At 33.2% G+C, this 16,781-nt stretch carries 10 protein-coding genes; 8 read left to right on the top strand and 2 right to left on the bottom strand.

The window, feature by feature from the left end:
• Positions 1–41 precede the first annotated feature (41 nt).
• Positions 42–1,106, bottom strand: a complete 1,065-nt coding sequence (locus DR980_RS05850; RefSeq protein WP_113634323.1) for a hypothetical protein — start codon at positions 1,104–1,106, stop codon at positions 42–44.
• A gap of 394 nt (positions 1,107–1,500) precedes the next feature.
• On the opposite strand from DR980_RS05850, the gene DR980_RS05855 reads away from it, so the two are divergent.
• The 6 genes from DR980_RS05855 to DR980_RS05880 all read left to right on the top strand — a co-directional run bounded on the left by DR980_RS05855 (position 1,501) and on the right by DR980_RS05880 (position 12,396).
• On the top strand, positions 1,501–3,330 hold the full coding sequence (locus DR980_RS05855) for a sensor histidine kinase (protein WP_113634324.1): 1,830 nt from the start codon (positions 1,501–1,503) through the stop codon (positions 3,328–3,330).
• Complete coding sequence (locus tag DR980_RS05860; protein WP_113634325.1) at positions 3,320–3,721, top strand: response regulator; 402 nt, start codon at positions 3,320–3,322, stop codon at positions 3,719–3,721. The genes DR980_RS05855 and DR980_RS05860 overlap by 11 nt, the downstream gene beginning before the upstream one ends.
• Before the next feature lie 66 nt (positions 3,722–3,787).
• Positions 3,788–4,684 carry an ABC transporter ATP-binding protein gene (locus DR980_RS05865; protein WP_113634430.1) on the top strand — a complete coding sequence of 299 codons (897 nt, stop codon included), beginning with the start codon at positions 3,788–3,790 and terminating at the stop codon, positions 4,682–4,684.
• Positions 4,685–4,734: 50 nt separating this feature from the next.
• A complete protein-coding gene (locus DR980_RS05870) occupies positions 4,735–5,571 on the top strand; it encodes an ABC transporter permease (RefSeq protein ID WP_113634326.1) in 837 nt (278 codons plus the stop codon).
• Positions 5,572–5,586: 15 nt separating this feature from the next.
• A complete protein-coding gene (locus DR980_RS05875; protein ID WP_113634327.1) occupies positions 5,587–7,911 on the top strand; it encodes a T9SS type B sorting domain-containing protein in 2,325 nt (774 codons plus the stop codon).
• A gap of 24 nt (positions 7,912–7,935) precedes the next feature.
• A complete protein-coding gene (locus DR980_RS05880) occupies positions 7,936–12,396 on the top strand; it encodes a T9SS type B sorting domain-containing protein (RefSeq protein WP_113634328.1) in 4,461 nt (1,486 codons plus the stop codon).
• 229 nt (positions 12,397–12,625) lie between these two features.
• Here DR980_RS05880 and typA read toward each other — a convergent pair whose 3' ends face one another.
• On the bottom strand, positions 12,626–14,422 hold the full coding sequence (gene typA / locus DR980_RS05885) for a translational GTPase TypA (protein WP_113634329.1): 1,797 nt from the start codon (positions 14,420–14,422) through the stop codon (positions 12,626–12,628).
• Between the two features lie 172 nt (positions 14,423–14,594).
• Between typA and DR980_RS05890 the strand changes: the two genes are divergently transcribed.
• Positions 14,595–16,310, top strand: a complete 1,716-nt coding sequence (locus DR980_RS05890; protein ID WP_113634330.1) for a PAS domain-containing sensor histidine kinase — start codon at positions 14,595–14,597, stop codon at positions 16,308–16,310.
• A complete protein-coding gene (locus tag DR980_RS05895; protein WP_317047921.1) occupies positions 16,307–16,720 on the top strand; it encodes a response regulator in 414 nt (137 codons plus the stop codon). Before DR980_RS05890 ends, DR980_RS05895 begins: the two co-directional genes overlap by 4 nt.
• Positions 16,721–16,781: the final 61 nt, after the last annotated feature.

The raw sequence follows: 16,781 nt of genomic DNA on the forward strand, positions 1-16,781 counted from the left end.
CGATAATTGATACTAAACTGAATATTAAATACCAGAATACTTTAAATTCTATTTTTGAATACCTTATTTCCTTTGAAATTTCGTGTGATAAATTCGAATGCTGCAGTCATAATATTCCCCATTGATTTAGCCTTTTTAAAATTCAAATCATTGGTATAACGGTACAATTCCAGTTGCAATTGTTTCAAATGAGATTCAGGCGCAAGTTCATCTTCACCCATAATTTCTAACAACCTGTTTATTCTGTTTTCAGCAGAAAGAATTCTTTTGGCCAATACAGATCTTTCCTCATCTTTATATTGTTCAATAGAACTGTTTTGAAGTTTGTCTTTGACCAATTTTACCATTGGGTAATTCTCTTTAAAAAACTGCGGACGATAGACTTTGAAATTTCCTTCATAACACTGTTGGTCAAAATCGATCGCACGTATTTTATAAACGACGTGATCAAAATCATGCGTGGGAACAATCACATAATTATAGGAACGCATATCCCCTAATAATCGAATCATGCAGCGTTCATTGAACTTTACAAATTCTTTGGCTATTTGAGATTTCTCGGTTTCTGTACAATCAGCCAGTAAGGTTTTGATAAACACATCGCCGGGAATTCCCATAATATGTTCTTCAATCAAAGTGTCTTTATAGACTAAAAAGTTGATTTTATCAGGCGAAAGAATGTGTTCCAGTTCTAAGCCATACACTCGGGAAGCATCGGCTTTCTTGATGTAAAAATGAGTGTAATTGTCATTGAGAATATTTCTCACTTTTATTCGGAATGGTTTCGAATTCCCAAAAGTGCAATAATCAATGGAATCCACATTTAAGAATTTGATAATCCCCAAATTTCCATCCGAGTGTAACAACGAATAGATTTTTTTTAGATTCAAATCAATTTCTTCTCTTTCAAATTCATTGTAATAAACCCTAATCCATAAGGTATCCTGATCGTTTTTATCATAAACCGTTACAGACCCTGAAAAGCGTAATAAATCATCGTAAAAAATTGAAACTTTAGATATCCGATCAAAACGCTCTAAATACTCCAAAAGGGAATCATTTATAGGATATGATGGTTTTTTGAAAAGCATTATTGGCTCACTCATTGGAAAAAATTTAATACAAAATTACAATAAATTAACCTGCTGAATGGGAATAGTTTCTAAATATATACCCGTTTCAAATTGAATAATTTAAAGAGAAAACAGATCAAAAATTTAAAAACAGAAAGTTAAACTTCCATAAAGAGTATCCTTTCAAATTTTCACCAATTAAATAATAGAAATAACATTTCATCCTGCAGAAAAACTAAACTGAATAATCTATTTCAAAGTTCAAACAAAAACAGAAATGGATTTATTGTTAAATCTCTAGTAAGTTATTTATAAATTTTAGTTTCGACTTGGTGAAGAAGTCTTTTTATGTTAAAAAAACCGACACCGAAGATATTAGTTTTATATTTGAAAGCCCCCAATGCCTTAAAATATTTAAAACCTACTAATGACAGATAAACTTGAACTCTATTTCAAGGCTGCGCAATCAGCCAAGATTGGTATTTGGAAAATGAATTTAGAAACCAATCACATTTTCTGGGATATGGTTACAAAGTGTATTCTGGAAGTTTCCGATGATTTTGAGCCTGTTTACGGTAGTGGAATCAATTTTTACACTGCTGGTCCAAATAGAGAGCGAATTGCAATACTTGTCGAAAAAGCAATCAGCGAAGGGATTTCATTTGAAGACAAATTTGAAATAACGACGGCAAAAAACAATATTAAATATGTAGAATGCATTTGTCAAGTAGAATTTATTGATGGAAAACCTTTCAATTTATTGGGTACTTTTCAAGATATCACAAATGAGCAAAATTTAATTAATGAACTTCAATTAAATGTAGAAAAATTTTCGTCTATATTTTCGAGTGCTAATGACGCTATTTTTATTATTGACACTTCTAACGGGGTTATTACAGATTGCAATCCGAGATCCGAAGAACTCACCGGATATCAAATTTCTGAATTAAAAGGTCTTCACAATTCTAGACTTTTTCCAGAGGAACACAGGCAGGAAGCACGATATTTTCTTAGATATAATTTATCCAGGAATCAATATACCGTAAATGAAACGTATATAAAAACTAAATGGGGAGATTCAATTCCTGTCGAGATAGCCTCCGGAAAGAAATTTCAGGTGGGAGATATCACGTATCTAGTGTGTTATATCAGAGATACCAGTGAAAGAAAAAATGTTGAAAACAAATTGAATTTACTTTCACTTGCTGCTTCCGAAACTACAGATACAATTGTAATTGCAGATGCAAAAGGAGTTGCGGTTTGGGCAAACCAAGCATATCTAGATCTTACGGGTTTAGAAATGGAAGAAGTAATAGGACAGAAACCAGGCTATTTATCCAAAGGTCCTGAAACGGATGAACAAGCTACTTTATTGATGAAAAAAGCAATCGAAAATAAAGAAAGCATAAAAATCACGATACTCAATTACACTAAAAATAAAGAAAAATACTGGTTTGAGTTGAATATTACGACAGTATTTGACAGCGAGAATAACTTTATAAATTTCATTGGTGTAGGCCGAAATGTTACGTCAAGAATTGAAAAAGAGTTAGAATTAAAAAAACTCTTAGAAGTCACAAGCAGTCAAAACAACAAATTATACAATTTCACACACATTGTTTCCCATAACATCCGTTCCCATACCAGCAACCTTTCTATGGTTGTTGACGTGATTGAAAATACAGATGATGTTCATGAGAAACTTTCGTATTTTGACCTGTTCAAAGAAGGAACCGAAAAACTATCGGAAACCATTGAATATTTAAACGAAATTATAACTATTCAACAAAAAACAAATATTGAAAAGAAAGAAATTCGTTTAAAGCAAGAAATCGAAAAAACAAAAAAGTCATTACGTTTAGCAATAAAAGAAAGTAAAATACAAATTACTGACACCATTCCTGATGATTTAATTGTTACTGCAATTCCCGCATACTTAGACAGTATTTTACTAAATTTGTTTACAAATGCCATAAAATACAAATCACCAAGACGAAATGCTACCTTAACAATAGGATTTGAAATTATTGAAAATTATATTGTAATAAATTTTAGAGACAATGGTCTAGGATTAAATTTAGAAAAAAACGGTCATAAACTTTTTGGAATGTATAAAACGTTCCACGGTAATGAAGATGCAAAAGGGATTGGTTTATTCATAACCAAAAACCAACTGGAAGCTATGGATGGCAAAATTGAAGTAGAAAGTGAAGAAGGTCAAGGTTCTAATTTTAAAATTTATCTAAATGAAAAATAAATTGACGTATATCATTGATGATGATAAATTAACCGTGAAACTAATGAGCATTCTCATTTCTAAAAATGATTTTTGTGAGGAAATCCAATCCTTTTATAACGCGCAACACGCGATTGATAAATTAAAACAAAATGACCTTGAAGATGGATTTTTACCCGATGCCATTTTGCTGGACTTGAATATGCCTTTCATGGACGGATGGCAGTTTTTAGATGAATTTATTTTATTATCCCTAAAAAAAGAAATCTCTATTTTCATCATGACTTCTTCTATAGACCCTGCTGATATTGAGATGGCAAAAAAATATAGCGTTGTTAAACAGTACATTATGAAGCCCATAACAGCCGAAAAATTAAATACGCTCTGCCTCTTAATTGGAGAAATAAACTAATTCCGATTAAATAGTAACAAATTCCTTTCTTGTTCGTCCTATATAAAACTGTAAAAGATGAACCCATTGGAAACGATACTTTCTATCAAAAATCTCAACAAACGTTATGGCGCACTTCAAGCACTAAAAAACGTTTCTTTCGATATTCATAAAGGCAATGTGTATGGAATTCTGGGGCCCAATGGTAGCGGAAAATCAACAACTTTAGGTATCGCTCTGAATGTGGTCAATAAAACTTCTGGAGAATACAGCTGGTTTGGCGGTACAATGGAAACTCATGAAGCCCTAAAAAAAGTGGGAGCAATCATAGAAAGACCCAACTTTTATCCCTACATGACCGCTAAGGAAAACTTGGAACTGGTTTGTAAAATCAAAGGAATAAACTATGCTAAAGTCAACGAAAAATTGGAATTAGTAGGTTTAACAGATCGTCAAAACAGCAAATTCAGTACTTTTTCTCTAGGGATGAAACAACGCTTAGCCATAGCCTCAGCCCTATTGAATGATCCTGAAATTTTAATTCTCGACGAACCCACAAATGGTTTAGATCCTCAGGGAATTCATCAAATAAGAGATATTATCAAACAAATTGCAGCCAAAGGAACTACAATTTTACTGGCTTCTCATTTATTGGATGAAGTAGAAAAAGTGTGTACGCATGTTTTGGTTTTAAGAAAAGGCGAGATTTTATACACCGGATTAGTAGACGGAATGTCTGCAAACGAAGGTTTCTTTGAAATACATGCTGATGATATTGACAATTTAATAGTAGTGGTACAAACACATCCTGCCGTAAAAAAGGTTGTGAATGAAGAAGGAAAGGTTTTAGTTTATTTAAAAGACGACTTAGACGCAAAAGAATTAAACCGATTTCTTTTTGAAAAAAACATCATATTAAATCACTTGGTTAAGCGAAAAAACAGCTTGGAAGAACAATTTTTGGAATTGACAAAAAATCAATAACAGCGGTCTTACTAATCACAACCATTTAAAACTTAAATCACAATTTTATAATGAAACGACTTCTCTCAATAGAACTTCAAAAAATCTGGAAAAACAAAGCAAGCCGGGTTTTGACTTTGACCTATTTTATCCTTTTAACCTTCATTGCATTAATCGCCTCGATAAAATTTGACTTAGGTATTTTCAAATTTCATCTTGCGGAAATGGGAATATTCAATTTCCCTTTTATTTGGCATTTCAATACTTATATTGCGGCCGTTTTAAAATTGTTTTTAGCAATTGTAATAGTTTCCATGATGGCAAACGAATACAGTTATGGAACGCTGAAACAAAATTTAATTGATGGTATGAGCAAGAAAGAATTTATTCAATCTAAGTTTCTAACCGTAGTTTTATTTGCAACAGTATCGACCGTTTTTATTTTTATAATGTCGCTTCTTTTAGGATTTAGCTTTTCTTCGTACACGGAAATTAGCATTGTATTCTCGGATTTAGAATACTTGCTGGCCTATTTCATCAAATTAGTTGGATTTTTCTCTTTCTGTTTATTTTTAGGAATATTGGTCAAACGTTCTGCGTTTGCGCTGGGATTTCTATTGGTTTGGAATATTATTGAAGGGATTATCAAGGGAGTTTTGACTTTCAAAATTTTCCCTGAAAGTAAAACAGCAGCCTCAATTATGCAGTTTTTCCCTTTAGAATCCATGTCGAATTTAATTGTTGAACCTTTTTCCCGATTATCTGTAGTTAAAAACTTGGGAACACAAATTGGCTTAGATAATATTAAAAAATATGATGTAGAATTATCATCCATTATTATTGTTTTATGCTGGACAGTGATTTTCATTTTCCTTTCCTATCGATTACTGAAAAATAGAGATTTATAGTATCTTTACATCTCTATGAGTGGTGTAAAAACAATACTATTTTATCTTTTCATTTGTTGCATTTCCAGTAATGCAACTGCACAATCTATTACAGTAAACGACACGTATACGGCTAGTAAACTTATAGAAAATGTTTTAGTAAATAGTTCCTGTGCCACCATTATGAACCCAACAGCAACTGGCGATAATTATTCTGGAAGTCAAAAAAGTTATGCTTATTTTAATGCTGCTACTAGTAGTTTTCCGTTCAAAGAAGGAGTTGTTTTGAGTACCTGGACCAGTCAAAATTCCGAAGGTCCATTTGTAACAAATAGAGGTGGTGGCGACTCGCGTTGGGCTGGTGATTCTGATTTAGAACAAGCATTAAATCTAAATCAAACATTTAATGCGACTGTTCTTGAATTTGATTTTGTGCCTTTGACTAATTTCATTAGCTTCAATTATATCTTTGCATCTAATGAATATCAGTCCAATTTCCCTTGTCTATATTCAGATGGATTTGCTTTTTTAATCAAAGAAAAAGGAAGTACTGCAGCCTATCAAAATATAGCGGTTTTACCCAACATTGCGATTCCGGTCTCCTCAACAAATGTACATCCCTTAATTTCTGGATACAATAATGACAACGGATTCATAGCAGGATGTCCTCCTGAAAACGAAAACTATTTTGGAGGATATAATGGTAGTACCAGCCCAATAAATTACAGTGCTCAGACAATCGTTCTAAATGCCCAAACTAACGTTATTGCAGGTAAACTGTATCATATAAAATTAGTGATTGCAGATGATCAGAATAATCTATATGACTCAGCAGTATTTCTTGAAGCAGGTAGTTTTTTGCCAAAAATTGACTTAGGACCTGATCGACTGTTGACAACAAATACTGCAATTTGCTTTGGCGAAAGCTTTACAATCGATCCTAAATTATCTTCAAATTACACCTATCGATGGTACAAAAACAATGTGCTTTTACCCGAAACTACACCCACTTATAACGTTACCAGCCCTGGAATTTATAAAGTAGAGGTGTTGCTCACCGCCAGTTGTATCGCGACCGAGGAAATAAAAATCGAATATATTCCGGAAATCGATTTAATGGACACTACTCTTTCACAATGTGACGATGATGCGGATGGATTCACCATATTTGATTTGACTAAAGTAGATGCAATTGTAAAAAATAACATACCAAATTTAAGTGCGGTGGTTTATTATAATTCTTTAGCTGATGCCAAAGCAAAACTGAATCCAATTACCAATGCCAGTTCTTTCACAAATACCGGCACCAATCAATCCGTATTTGCAAGAGTGAACAATGCATTAGGATGTGAAAATTTTGCAGAAATAAAGCTTCTTGTTTCTAATATTGCAATAGCGCCACAAAATCCTATTGCTACTTGTGATGCCGATGGTTCCGAAGATGGATTGGCTCAATTTAACTTAAATTCGCAAGTCACGCCTCAAGTTTTAGCTGGATTACCGCCAGGATTAGTAGTTAAATATTATTTGAAAACCAATGATGCTGTTGTGGAACAAAATGAGTTACCGACTCTTTTTAAAAATACGGTTCCGAATCAGCAAACGATTTTTGCTAAAATTTTAAATGGTCCTGATTGCTATGCAATTCCACCTATTGTACTTGAAGTAAACCCTTTTGACCCGCCCAATTTTCAAGACGAATCTTTAATACTATGTGAAGGTTACACAATTGACTTAGTTGTTGACATAGGTTTCTCGAGCTATTTATGGAGTACCGAAGCTACAACAAACAGCATAACAATTGATTCTCCGGGAATATATTACGTTACAGTAACGAATGAAAATGGATGCCAAAAAACTAAAAAATTTATTGTTTCCCTTTCAGGAATTGCAACAATTACCGGAGTAAAAGTAAATGATTTTGCTAGAAATGGAAATTCAATTACAATTGAATATACGGGAAGTGGTGATTACGAATTTTCAATTGACGGTGATTTTTTTCAAGATAATTCAACTTTTGAAGACGTTGCTCCGGGAGAATATTTACTCTTGGCCAGAGATAAAAATGGTTGTGGTTTATCGCTTCCTTTTGTAACCTATGTATTAGATTATCCTCGTTATTTTACACCAAATAATGATGGATACAATGATGTTTGGAAAATTAAAAATTTAGATACACTACCAAAATCAACTTTGTACATATTTGACCGTTACGGAAAGCTACTGAAACAATTAACAGTTTCATCTAATGGTTGGAACGGAACTTTCAATGGTTCTGCGTTACCTGCTGATGATTATTGGTTTCATTTAAATTTGGAAAATGGCAGAACAATAAAAGGTCATTTTTCATTGAAAAGATAATATAAATTTTGCTATTTTTAGCAAATGAAAAAAACTTTACTCGCACTCTTTATCCTTCTTTCCATAAGTTGTTTCTCGCAGTTTAGCAAAACACATTATATCCCGCCATTAACCTGTTCTACCAATTTAGCAGGTGATCATTATTTATATATCTCCACACCTAGTGCTACTGATGTGAATTTTAAGATTATGGCAAACGGAGGTTCTATTGTTACCGGAGTTGTAAAAAAAGATTCGCCTTACATCTATTTTATAGGACAAGGACAAAACACACAATTATTTACTCCAAAGGCTAGCTTAGGAATTATTATAAATAAAGGTTTTGTAATTGAAGCCGAAGATCTAATTTATGTAAGCGTTAGGGTAAATGCTGGTTTTGCTTCTCAAAATAATTCCTATAATCACGCAGGAGGATTAGTCTCTAAAGGAAATAGTGCATTAGGTAAAAATTTCAGATTAGGTGCAATGTTAAATCCTGTATTTGATAGCAGTGTTTTAAATTTTGCTTCTATTTTGTCCACAGAAAACGGAACAAAAATAACTATTTCAAATATAGAAACAGGGACAAGATTAGCAAATGGAACCATTATTTCTGGACCAATAGAAATTACTTTAAACAAAAATGAAAGTTACATTCTAGCTCTTGAAAACTACAACAACACGGTTTCCAATAGTTCAAAAATGATTGGAGCTTTAGTGGAATCGGATAAACCAATAGTAGTCAATTCTGGTTCTTTTGCAGGTAGCAACAGCACAATTGTGAATGCACAGGGAAATCCTGCTGGAAGAGATGTGGGCTTTGACCAAATTGTACCTTTAGAGAAAACTGGAAAAGAATATATTTTTGTAAAAGGATTAGGAAGTGATGAATTAGAAAGAGTTTTATTGATTGCAAATCTTGATAACACCAAAATTTTCATCAACGGATCAACAACTCCTTTTGCCACTATCAATAGAGGACAATATACTGTCATCGATGGAAGCCAATTTATTGATGGAAACTTATATGTTTCAACCTCTGAAAACGTATCAGCTTATCAAAGTATCGGTGGCGATTTTTCATCAGCCAACCAAAATTTATTTTTTGTTCCACCTTTAAATTGTGCGACTCCAAATATAGTTGACTACATTCCGGCCATTCAATCGATTGGCAATATATCATATGATGGTGGATTGAATATTGTTACTGAGGCAGGTGCTACAGTAACAATAAATAATAGTCCAATTAATTCAATTGCTATTCCCGTAATAGGGAATACCAATTATGTAAGATATTCCCTTTTTAATTTGACAGGAAATATTGCGGTAAAATCCACGAGACAAGTGTACGTTTCTTATTTTGGTACAAATGGAGCTGCAACTTATGGTGGTTACTATTCCGGATTTGACACTAAACCAGAAATTGTTACTGATAAAATTACTGTATCTAATTCAGCTTGTATTCCAAATGTTGTCCTCAAAATAAGTACGCTATCTTCTTATGATACTTTTCAGTGGTATTATAATGACCAAATAATTGTTGGCGCTAATTCAAATTCATTCACACCAACACAAGCTGGCTATTACCAGGTGCAAGGGAGCATTATAGGATGCCCAAATACTGTTCCTATTTTCTCAGACAAGATTCCGGTAAGCGAATGCCCATTAGATTCAGATAATGACGGAACAAATAACAACATTGATATTGATTTAGATAATGATGGAATAACTAATAATCGGGAAGCGAATATTTCACTCTTCAATCAGTCAAATCCCACTGCAAGCTCAAATTACAATGCAACTACATCAGGAAGCGGAACGATTAACGGTAAACCATTGTACGGATTTGTATCAGAAGTACTAGCTGGAATAACAAATTTCACAACGTATACATTAAATCTTACAAAAACAGAGAGTATCAACATTAATTACATTTCGCAGGATAGTCCAAACCAAATTACTGATGTTTCTGAATATCTAAATGCAGAAGGCGATTTTATAATAAAAGTGCCAACGGATAAAACCATTACTTTGACAGATCCTCAAAACCAGTTATTGGTAGATACTAACTATGACGGAATTTACGAAAGCGGTGTAACTGAATTTTCTTCCTTTGAAATCCGATTCCGACTAAAAAGTACCACTCCACTAATACCTGGTTCAGGAAGTTTCCAATTTTCATCTTATCTTACTAATTCAATAACATTTACTCATACTAATCTTTCTGAAACCAATGCTAACAAAGCGATCTTTGCTATAAGCCATACACAAACATTTGATTCAGATTCTGATGGTATTCCCGATTTATTGGATATTGATAGTGACAATGATGGTATTCCAGATACCATTGAAGCGCAAGGAAAAGGATTTAAAGTTTTTTCAGGAATAGATGGAAACAAAAATGGTTTGGATAATGCATTCGAACCTGAAATTGTACCTATTGATACCGATGGGGATTTAATTGCAGATCATCTTGATTTAGACAGTGATAATGATGGTATTTATGATTTAGTTGAATCAGGTCATAATGCTGTTGATTCCAACACAGATGGAATTATTGATGGCGTTTCTAGTATTTTTGGAGTGAATGGACTTTTTGACGGACTAGAAACAGCTACGGATAATGGAAAAATCAATTATACTATTTCTGATACCGATTCAGATGGAGCTTTAAATTATATTGACCTGGATAGCGACAATGACTCCTGTTTCGATGTAACAGAAGCCGGCTTAATGGATAGTGATACTGATGGAATATTAGGCAGCAGCCCAATAACTGTAAATCAAAAAGGCAAAGTTACCAGCGGCATAGGCTACTCGACCCCAAATAATAATTATATAATTGCCGCACCAATAGTAATCACTTCTCAACCGTTGGCAAATCCCACTTGTGACTTAGAAAACACCACAATCACTGTTGCTGACAATGGAGGAAATACCTATCAATGGCAATTATCAATTGATGGAATAATCTGGAATGACATCTTGAATTATGGAAACTATCAAAATGCCACAACAAGTACATTAGGATTGATAAATGTTACTAATGTAATGAATAATTACAAATACAGAGTAAAATTAGAAAAAGCAGGGAATTCATGTGGCTTGATTTCTAATGAGACTACTCTGATAATTTATACTAAACCAGTAATCAATAGAATCTCAATTGTACAATGTGATGATGATACAGATGGATTCTCTGATTTTAATTTAACGGTCAAAAACAATGAAATTTCTTCTAATGCAACTCCAGAAACATTTACCTATTACACTTCACTTGCTGGAGCTGAAAATGAAGATTCCACGGAATTAATTTCCAATCCTTTCGCATTTAGAAATACCACTGCCGGAAATATGTCGGTTTGGACACGTGTTACAAATTCAAATGGCTGCTACAACACCGCCGCAATTGATTTGATTGTATCTACTACTCAAATTCCAGCTTCATTCGGTCGTTCTTTATCTACATGTGATGATTTAGGTATTGCTAATGATGATACTGACGGAATTGCTACTTTTGATTTTAGTAGCGTCACTACAGAAATCATAGCTATTCTTCCTCCCACCGCAACACCTTACTCCATTCAATATTACAAAAATGAGCAAGATGCTTTATCTGAAAATGATGCAATAACAAATACTTCAAACTATAGAAATGAAGGCTATCCGAATCAACAAAAAATATGGGTTCGAGTGGAAAGCACCGCCGATAATGCTTGTTATGGTTTGAGTCCAAGAGTTACATTAACCATAAATCCAAAACCAAATATTGATACAAATGAAGATTTAGATGAAAATCAGTTGGTGTGTTCAAACCTTCCCACTTTTTTTGTAACATTAGACGCAGGTTTTCAAGACGGTTCACCAACTTCTGATTATACTTATGTCTGGACTAAAGATAATGCTGTTTTAGAGAATGAAACTAAACCAACATTGGATGTAAATCATGAAGGGAATTATACTGTAGAAGTAATTTCGCTTGACGGCTGTAGCAGAATTAGAACCATAAAAGTAACCGCTTCCGATATTGCAAAAATTACGAATATTGCGATCACCGATTTATCGGATGTAAACTCCATAACCATAGATGTTACTGGACAAGGACAATACGAATACAGTCTTGATGCTCCTTCAGGACCTTTTCAAGATTCTAATTTCTTTGACAATATAGCTGCTGGAATTCATGAAGTATACATTAATGACAAAAATGGTTGTGGAACGGTGAGCCAAACTATAGCTGTTATTGGAATCCCTAAATTTTTCACTCCAAACGGAGACGGCCAAAATGATTATTGGAATGTAAAAGGAGTAAACGCAAATTTTAATGCAAATTCTACCATCTATATTTATGACCGTTACGGCAAATTGCTAAAACAAATTACGACCTCCAGTCAAGGTTGGGACGGTACTTTTACAGGACAGCCTTTACCTTCTGATGATTATTGGTTCACCATCAAATTAGAAGACGGAAGAGAAGCTAAAGGGCATTTTAGTTTAAAAAGATAATTAAGTTTTAGGGCATGCCACCATAAAGGGAAAGGGCTATTCATTGTTGTAATGAGTAGCCCTTTCCCTTTATGCTGTCCGGCTATCCACGCTACTTCGGTAGCTAGTTCCTATCCCTCATGCAAATCCATAGTAATAAAGAAATCTAATTTCAACAATTACAATTATCAAAGTCATAAAAAAAGCCATTCGAATAAACGAATGGCTTACAATTTTATAAAAAATAGAATTAGATTTTAAATCTTTTTCTATCAGTTTCTGTCAAATAGATTTTTCTCAAACGAATAGATTTTGGAGTTACCTCAACATATTCATCTTTTTGAATGTATTCTAAAGCTTCTTCAAGTGAGAAAATAATTGGAGGAATAATTCTTGCTTTCTCGTCATTTCCTGATGAACGAACGTTAGATTGTTTTTTCTCTTTTGTTACGTTTACACACATATCATCACCACGAGAGTTTTCTCCAATTACCTGACCTTCGTAAATTTCAGCATTTGGTTCAACAAAAAACTTACCACGATCTTGTAATTTATCGATAGAATAAGGAATAGCTTTTCCTTTTTCCATAGAAATCAATGAACCTTTGTTACGTCCGGCAATTTCTCCTTTGTAAGGTTCGTATCCGATGAAACGGTGTGCCATAATAGCCTCACCAGCTGTTGCGGTAAGCAATTGATTACGCAATCCAATAATTCCACGTGATGGAATATTAAATTTTACAATCATACGTTCCCCTTTAGTTTCCATACTTAGCATTTCACCTTTACGCATAGTAACGAACTCAACCGCTCTACCCGAAAGTGATTCTGGTAAATCGATTGTCAATTCTTCAATTGGCTCACATTTTTTACCGTCAATTTCTTTGATGATAACTTGTGGTTGACCGATTTGCAATTCATAACCTTCTCTTCTCATTGTTTCAATAAGAACAGATAAGTGAAGTACACCACGACCAAAAACCATAAACTTATCAGCTGAATCAGTTTCACCCAATTTCATTGCTAAGTTTTTCTCTAATTCTTTTGTCAAACGGTCTCTAATATGACGAGAAGTTACAAATTTACCCTCTTTACCAAAGAAAGGAGAGTCATTAATTGTAAACAACATACTCATAGTAGGCTCGTCAATATCAATTGTTTTCAATGCTTCTGGGTTTTCAAAATCAGCGATAGTATCTCCAATTTCAAATCCTTCAACACCAATAATTGCACAAATATCTCCTGCAATTACTTGTTGCACTTTTTTACGACCAAGTCCTTCAAAAGTATGAAGTTCTTTAATTCTAGATTTCATTATTGTACCATCTCTTTTTACTAATGAGATTGGCATACCTTCATTCAAAATACCTCTTTCAAGACGACCGATAGCGATACGACCTGTAAATGCTGAGAAATCTAATGATGTAATCAACATTTGTGGTGTTCCTTCAGAAACTTTAGGAGCTGGTACATTTTCTATAACCATATCCAACAATGCTTCCACATTATCCGTTACGTTTTCCCAATGGTCAGACATCCAGTTATTTTTAGCAGAACCGTAAACAGTTGGAAAATCCAATTGCCACTCTTCAGCGCCTAATTCAAACATTAAGTCAAAAACTTTTTCATGCACTTCTTCAGGAGTACAGTTTTCTTTATCAACTTTATTGATTACAACGCAAGGTTTAAGACCTAAGTCAATAGCTTTTTGAAGAACAAAACGAGTTTGAGGCATAGGTCCTTCAAAAGCATCTACTAGTAGACAAACTCCATCAGCCATGTTCAATACACGCTCTACTTCACCACCAAAATCGGCGTGACCAGGAGTATCGATAATGTTGATTTTTGTTCCTTTGTATACTACAGAAACATTCTTTGAAGTAATAGTGATACCTCTTTCACGCTCTAAGTCGTTGTTATCAAGGATTAAGTCACCTGTGTTTTCGTTGTCACGAAATAACTGACAGTGATACATAATTTTATCAACCAAAGTTGTTTTACCGTGATCGACGTGGGCAATAATTGCAATGTTTCTAATAGATTCCATCTGTGATTTTTAATGGGTGCAAAGGTACACTTTATTTTGATATAAAAAATATTTATCCAATAGTTTACATATTGTTAACCTATTAGACACAAAAACAGACCTTAAAAAAAACCTAAAAAATAAGTTATCATTCATGTTTAATAATTCGGCAATAATTATTTATATTTGAGTAATGAAAAGCAAAACCAATCAAGTAATCATCATCTACATTCTTATTTCAATGTTTGTAGCTATTGTTAGTCATAAATTATTACTACAATATATTTCTAATGAAAAACTTCCATTTTATACCTTTACTAGGGATATATTATTTATATTCTTTACCGGAATAATCTTCAAACTTATCCTCTCGAAAAACGACAACCGAAACATAGCGACATTTGAAAAAATTAAAAATTCGAATAACGAAATTAAGCAGTCAAATGAAAAATATGATATTGTAGCAAAGGCAACAAGTGACACCATTTGGGACTGGAAAATAGAAGATGACAACTTTTCTTGGAACAAAGGAATTGAGAATATTTTTGGCTACAAACAAGAAGAAGTGGGTGAAAATTCAACATGGTGGTTTGATAAAATCCATCCTGAAGACAGTATCAAAATGTCTATTAAATTATACTCCTTCATCGAACAAAAAACGGAAAAATGGCAAGATCAATACCGTTTCAGATGTTCTGACAACTCTTATAAATATGTCTTAGACAGAGGTTTCCTTTTGAAAGATGAAAATGGTAAAGCAATCCGAATGATTGGAGCCATACAAGATATTACCAAACAAAAAGAGGAAGAACAGAGACTTAAATTATTAGAGACGGTGATTACTCAATCCAAAGACTCCATTATCATTACAGAAGCTGATTCTATTGACGCAAAAATCCCAAATATCATTTATGTAAACCCCGCTTTTTCCATCATGTCAGGATATGAATCTGATGAAATTATTGGAAAATCCCCAGATCTTTTCAACAGTCCAAACTCAGATGTTAGTGAGCTTGAAAAATTATTGAAAGCAATAAAAAACAAAGAAGAATGCCTGATAGAAACCATCAGCTATACCAAAAATAAAGACGAATACTGGGTACGCCTTTCTATGATACCAATTTACAATGCTGACAATGAGCTTTCCCACTGGATTTCCATTCAAAGAGACATTACCGAAGAAAAAAAGCAAGAAAAGGAAAAAGAACAACTTATAAGAGAACTAACCCAAAACAATAAAGATTTAAAGCAATTTTCTTACATTACTTCACACAACCTTAGAGCGCCATTATCAAATCTGACCGGTCTTTTAAACTTAATTGAAGACATCACTATTGAAGACCAAGAGTTAAAAGAAATATTAAGCGGTTTTAATAAATCTACGCATCAACTAAACGACACTATTAACGATCTTGTCAAAGTGATTATTATAAAAGATAACCCCTCAATTAAAAAAGAAGCGGTACTGATAAAAGAGATTTTCGAAAATGTTTTTAGTCAACTTAACTTCCAAATTGAATTGTACAAACCCATCATCAAACTCAATTTTGAAAAAGTTTCTATAATAAACACCAACAAAGCTTATATTGAGAGCATATTATTGAATCTATTGACAAATTCTATCAAATACAAATCAGAAAACAGAAAACTGAAGATAACCATAACCACCGAAGAAATTGATGATACTGCTGTTTTAATTTTTAAAGACAACGGAATAGGAATCGACTTAGCACGAAATAAAGATAAAGTTTTCGGACTATACCAGCGTTTCCATAATTATCCGGACAGCAAAGGACTAGGTTTATACCTAGTAAAATCACAAGTTGAAACTATGGGAGGAACAATAGACATTGAAAGCGAAGTCAACAAAGGGACTACATTTACATTAACATTTAAAAACAAACAATGATGTTAGATCAAATTCTATGTATTGATGACGACCCTATAACACTGATGCTTTGTAAAAAAGTAATTGCAAAATCCTCATTTTCAAATGAAATAATCACATCACAAAATGGCGAAGAAGCCCTTAGCTACTTCAACACTATTAAATATACAAATAACAAAAACAAGCAAATTCCACAACCACAATTAATCTTTTTAGATTTAAACATGCCTGTAATGGGAGGTTGGGAATTTCTGGATTATTTCAATAGCGAAGAATTTTCAGAATTCAACACTATAAAAGTAGTCGTTCTTTCCTCTACAATTGATCCCGAAGACCTCGAAAAATCGAAACAATACCCAATGGTAATTGACTTTTTATCAAAGCCTATCAGTCAATCGATGCTTGAATATCTGAAGAATAAATTAAAATAAAAAAATACAAGACATAAAAAAAGCTCTCATAAATGAGAGCTTTTTTTATATATAACAAATT

Source organism: Flavobacterium psychrolimnae (assembly GCF_003312425.1).
Taxonomy (GTDB): domain Bacteria; phylum Bacteroidota; class Bacteroidia; order Flavobacteriales; family Flavobacteriaceae; genus Flavobacterium; species Flavobacterium psychrolimnae.

Coding starts and splice junctions, on each gene's coding strand:
- DR980_RS05875 (WP_113634327.1), top strand. CDS start 5,587: ATGAGTGGTGTAAAAACAATACTATTTTATCTTTTCATTTGTTGCATT.
- DR980_RS05855 (WP_113634324.1), top strand. CDS start 1,501: ATGACAGATAAACTTGAACTCTATTTCAAGGCTGCGCAATCAGCCAAG.
- DR980_RS05895 (WP_317047921.1), top strand. CDS start 16,307: ATGATGTTAGATCAAATTCTATGTATTGATGACGACCCTATAACACTG.
- DR980_RS05880 (WP_113634328.1), top strand. CDS start 7,936: ATGAAAAAAACTTTACTCGCACTCTTTATCCTTCTTTCCATAAGTTGT.
- typA (WP_113634329.1), bottom strand. CDS start 14,422: ATGGAATCTATTAGAAACATTGCAATTATTGCCCACGTCGATCACGGT.
- DR980_RS05860 (WP_113634325.1), top strand. CDS start 3,320: ATGAAAAATAAATTGACGTATATCATTGATGATGATAAATTAACCGTG.
- DR980_RS05850 (WP_113634323.1), bottom strand. CDS start 1,106: ATGAGTGAGCCAATAATGCTTTTCAAAAAACCATCATATCCTATAAAT.
- DR980_RS05890 (WP_113634330.1), top strand. CDS start 14,595: ATGAAAAGCAAAACCAATCAAGTAATCATCATCTACATTCTTATTTCA.
- DR980_RS05870 (WP_113634326.1), top strand. CDS start 4,735: ATGAAACGACTTCTCTCAATAGAACTTCAAAAAATCTGGAAAAACAAA.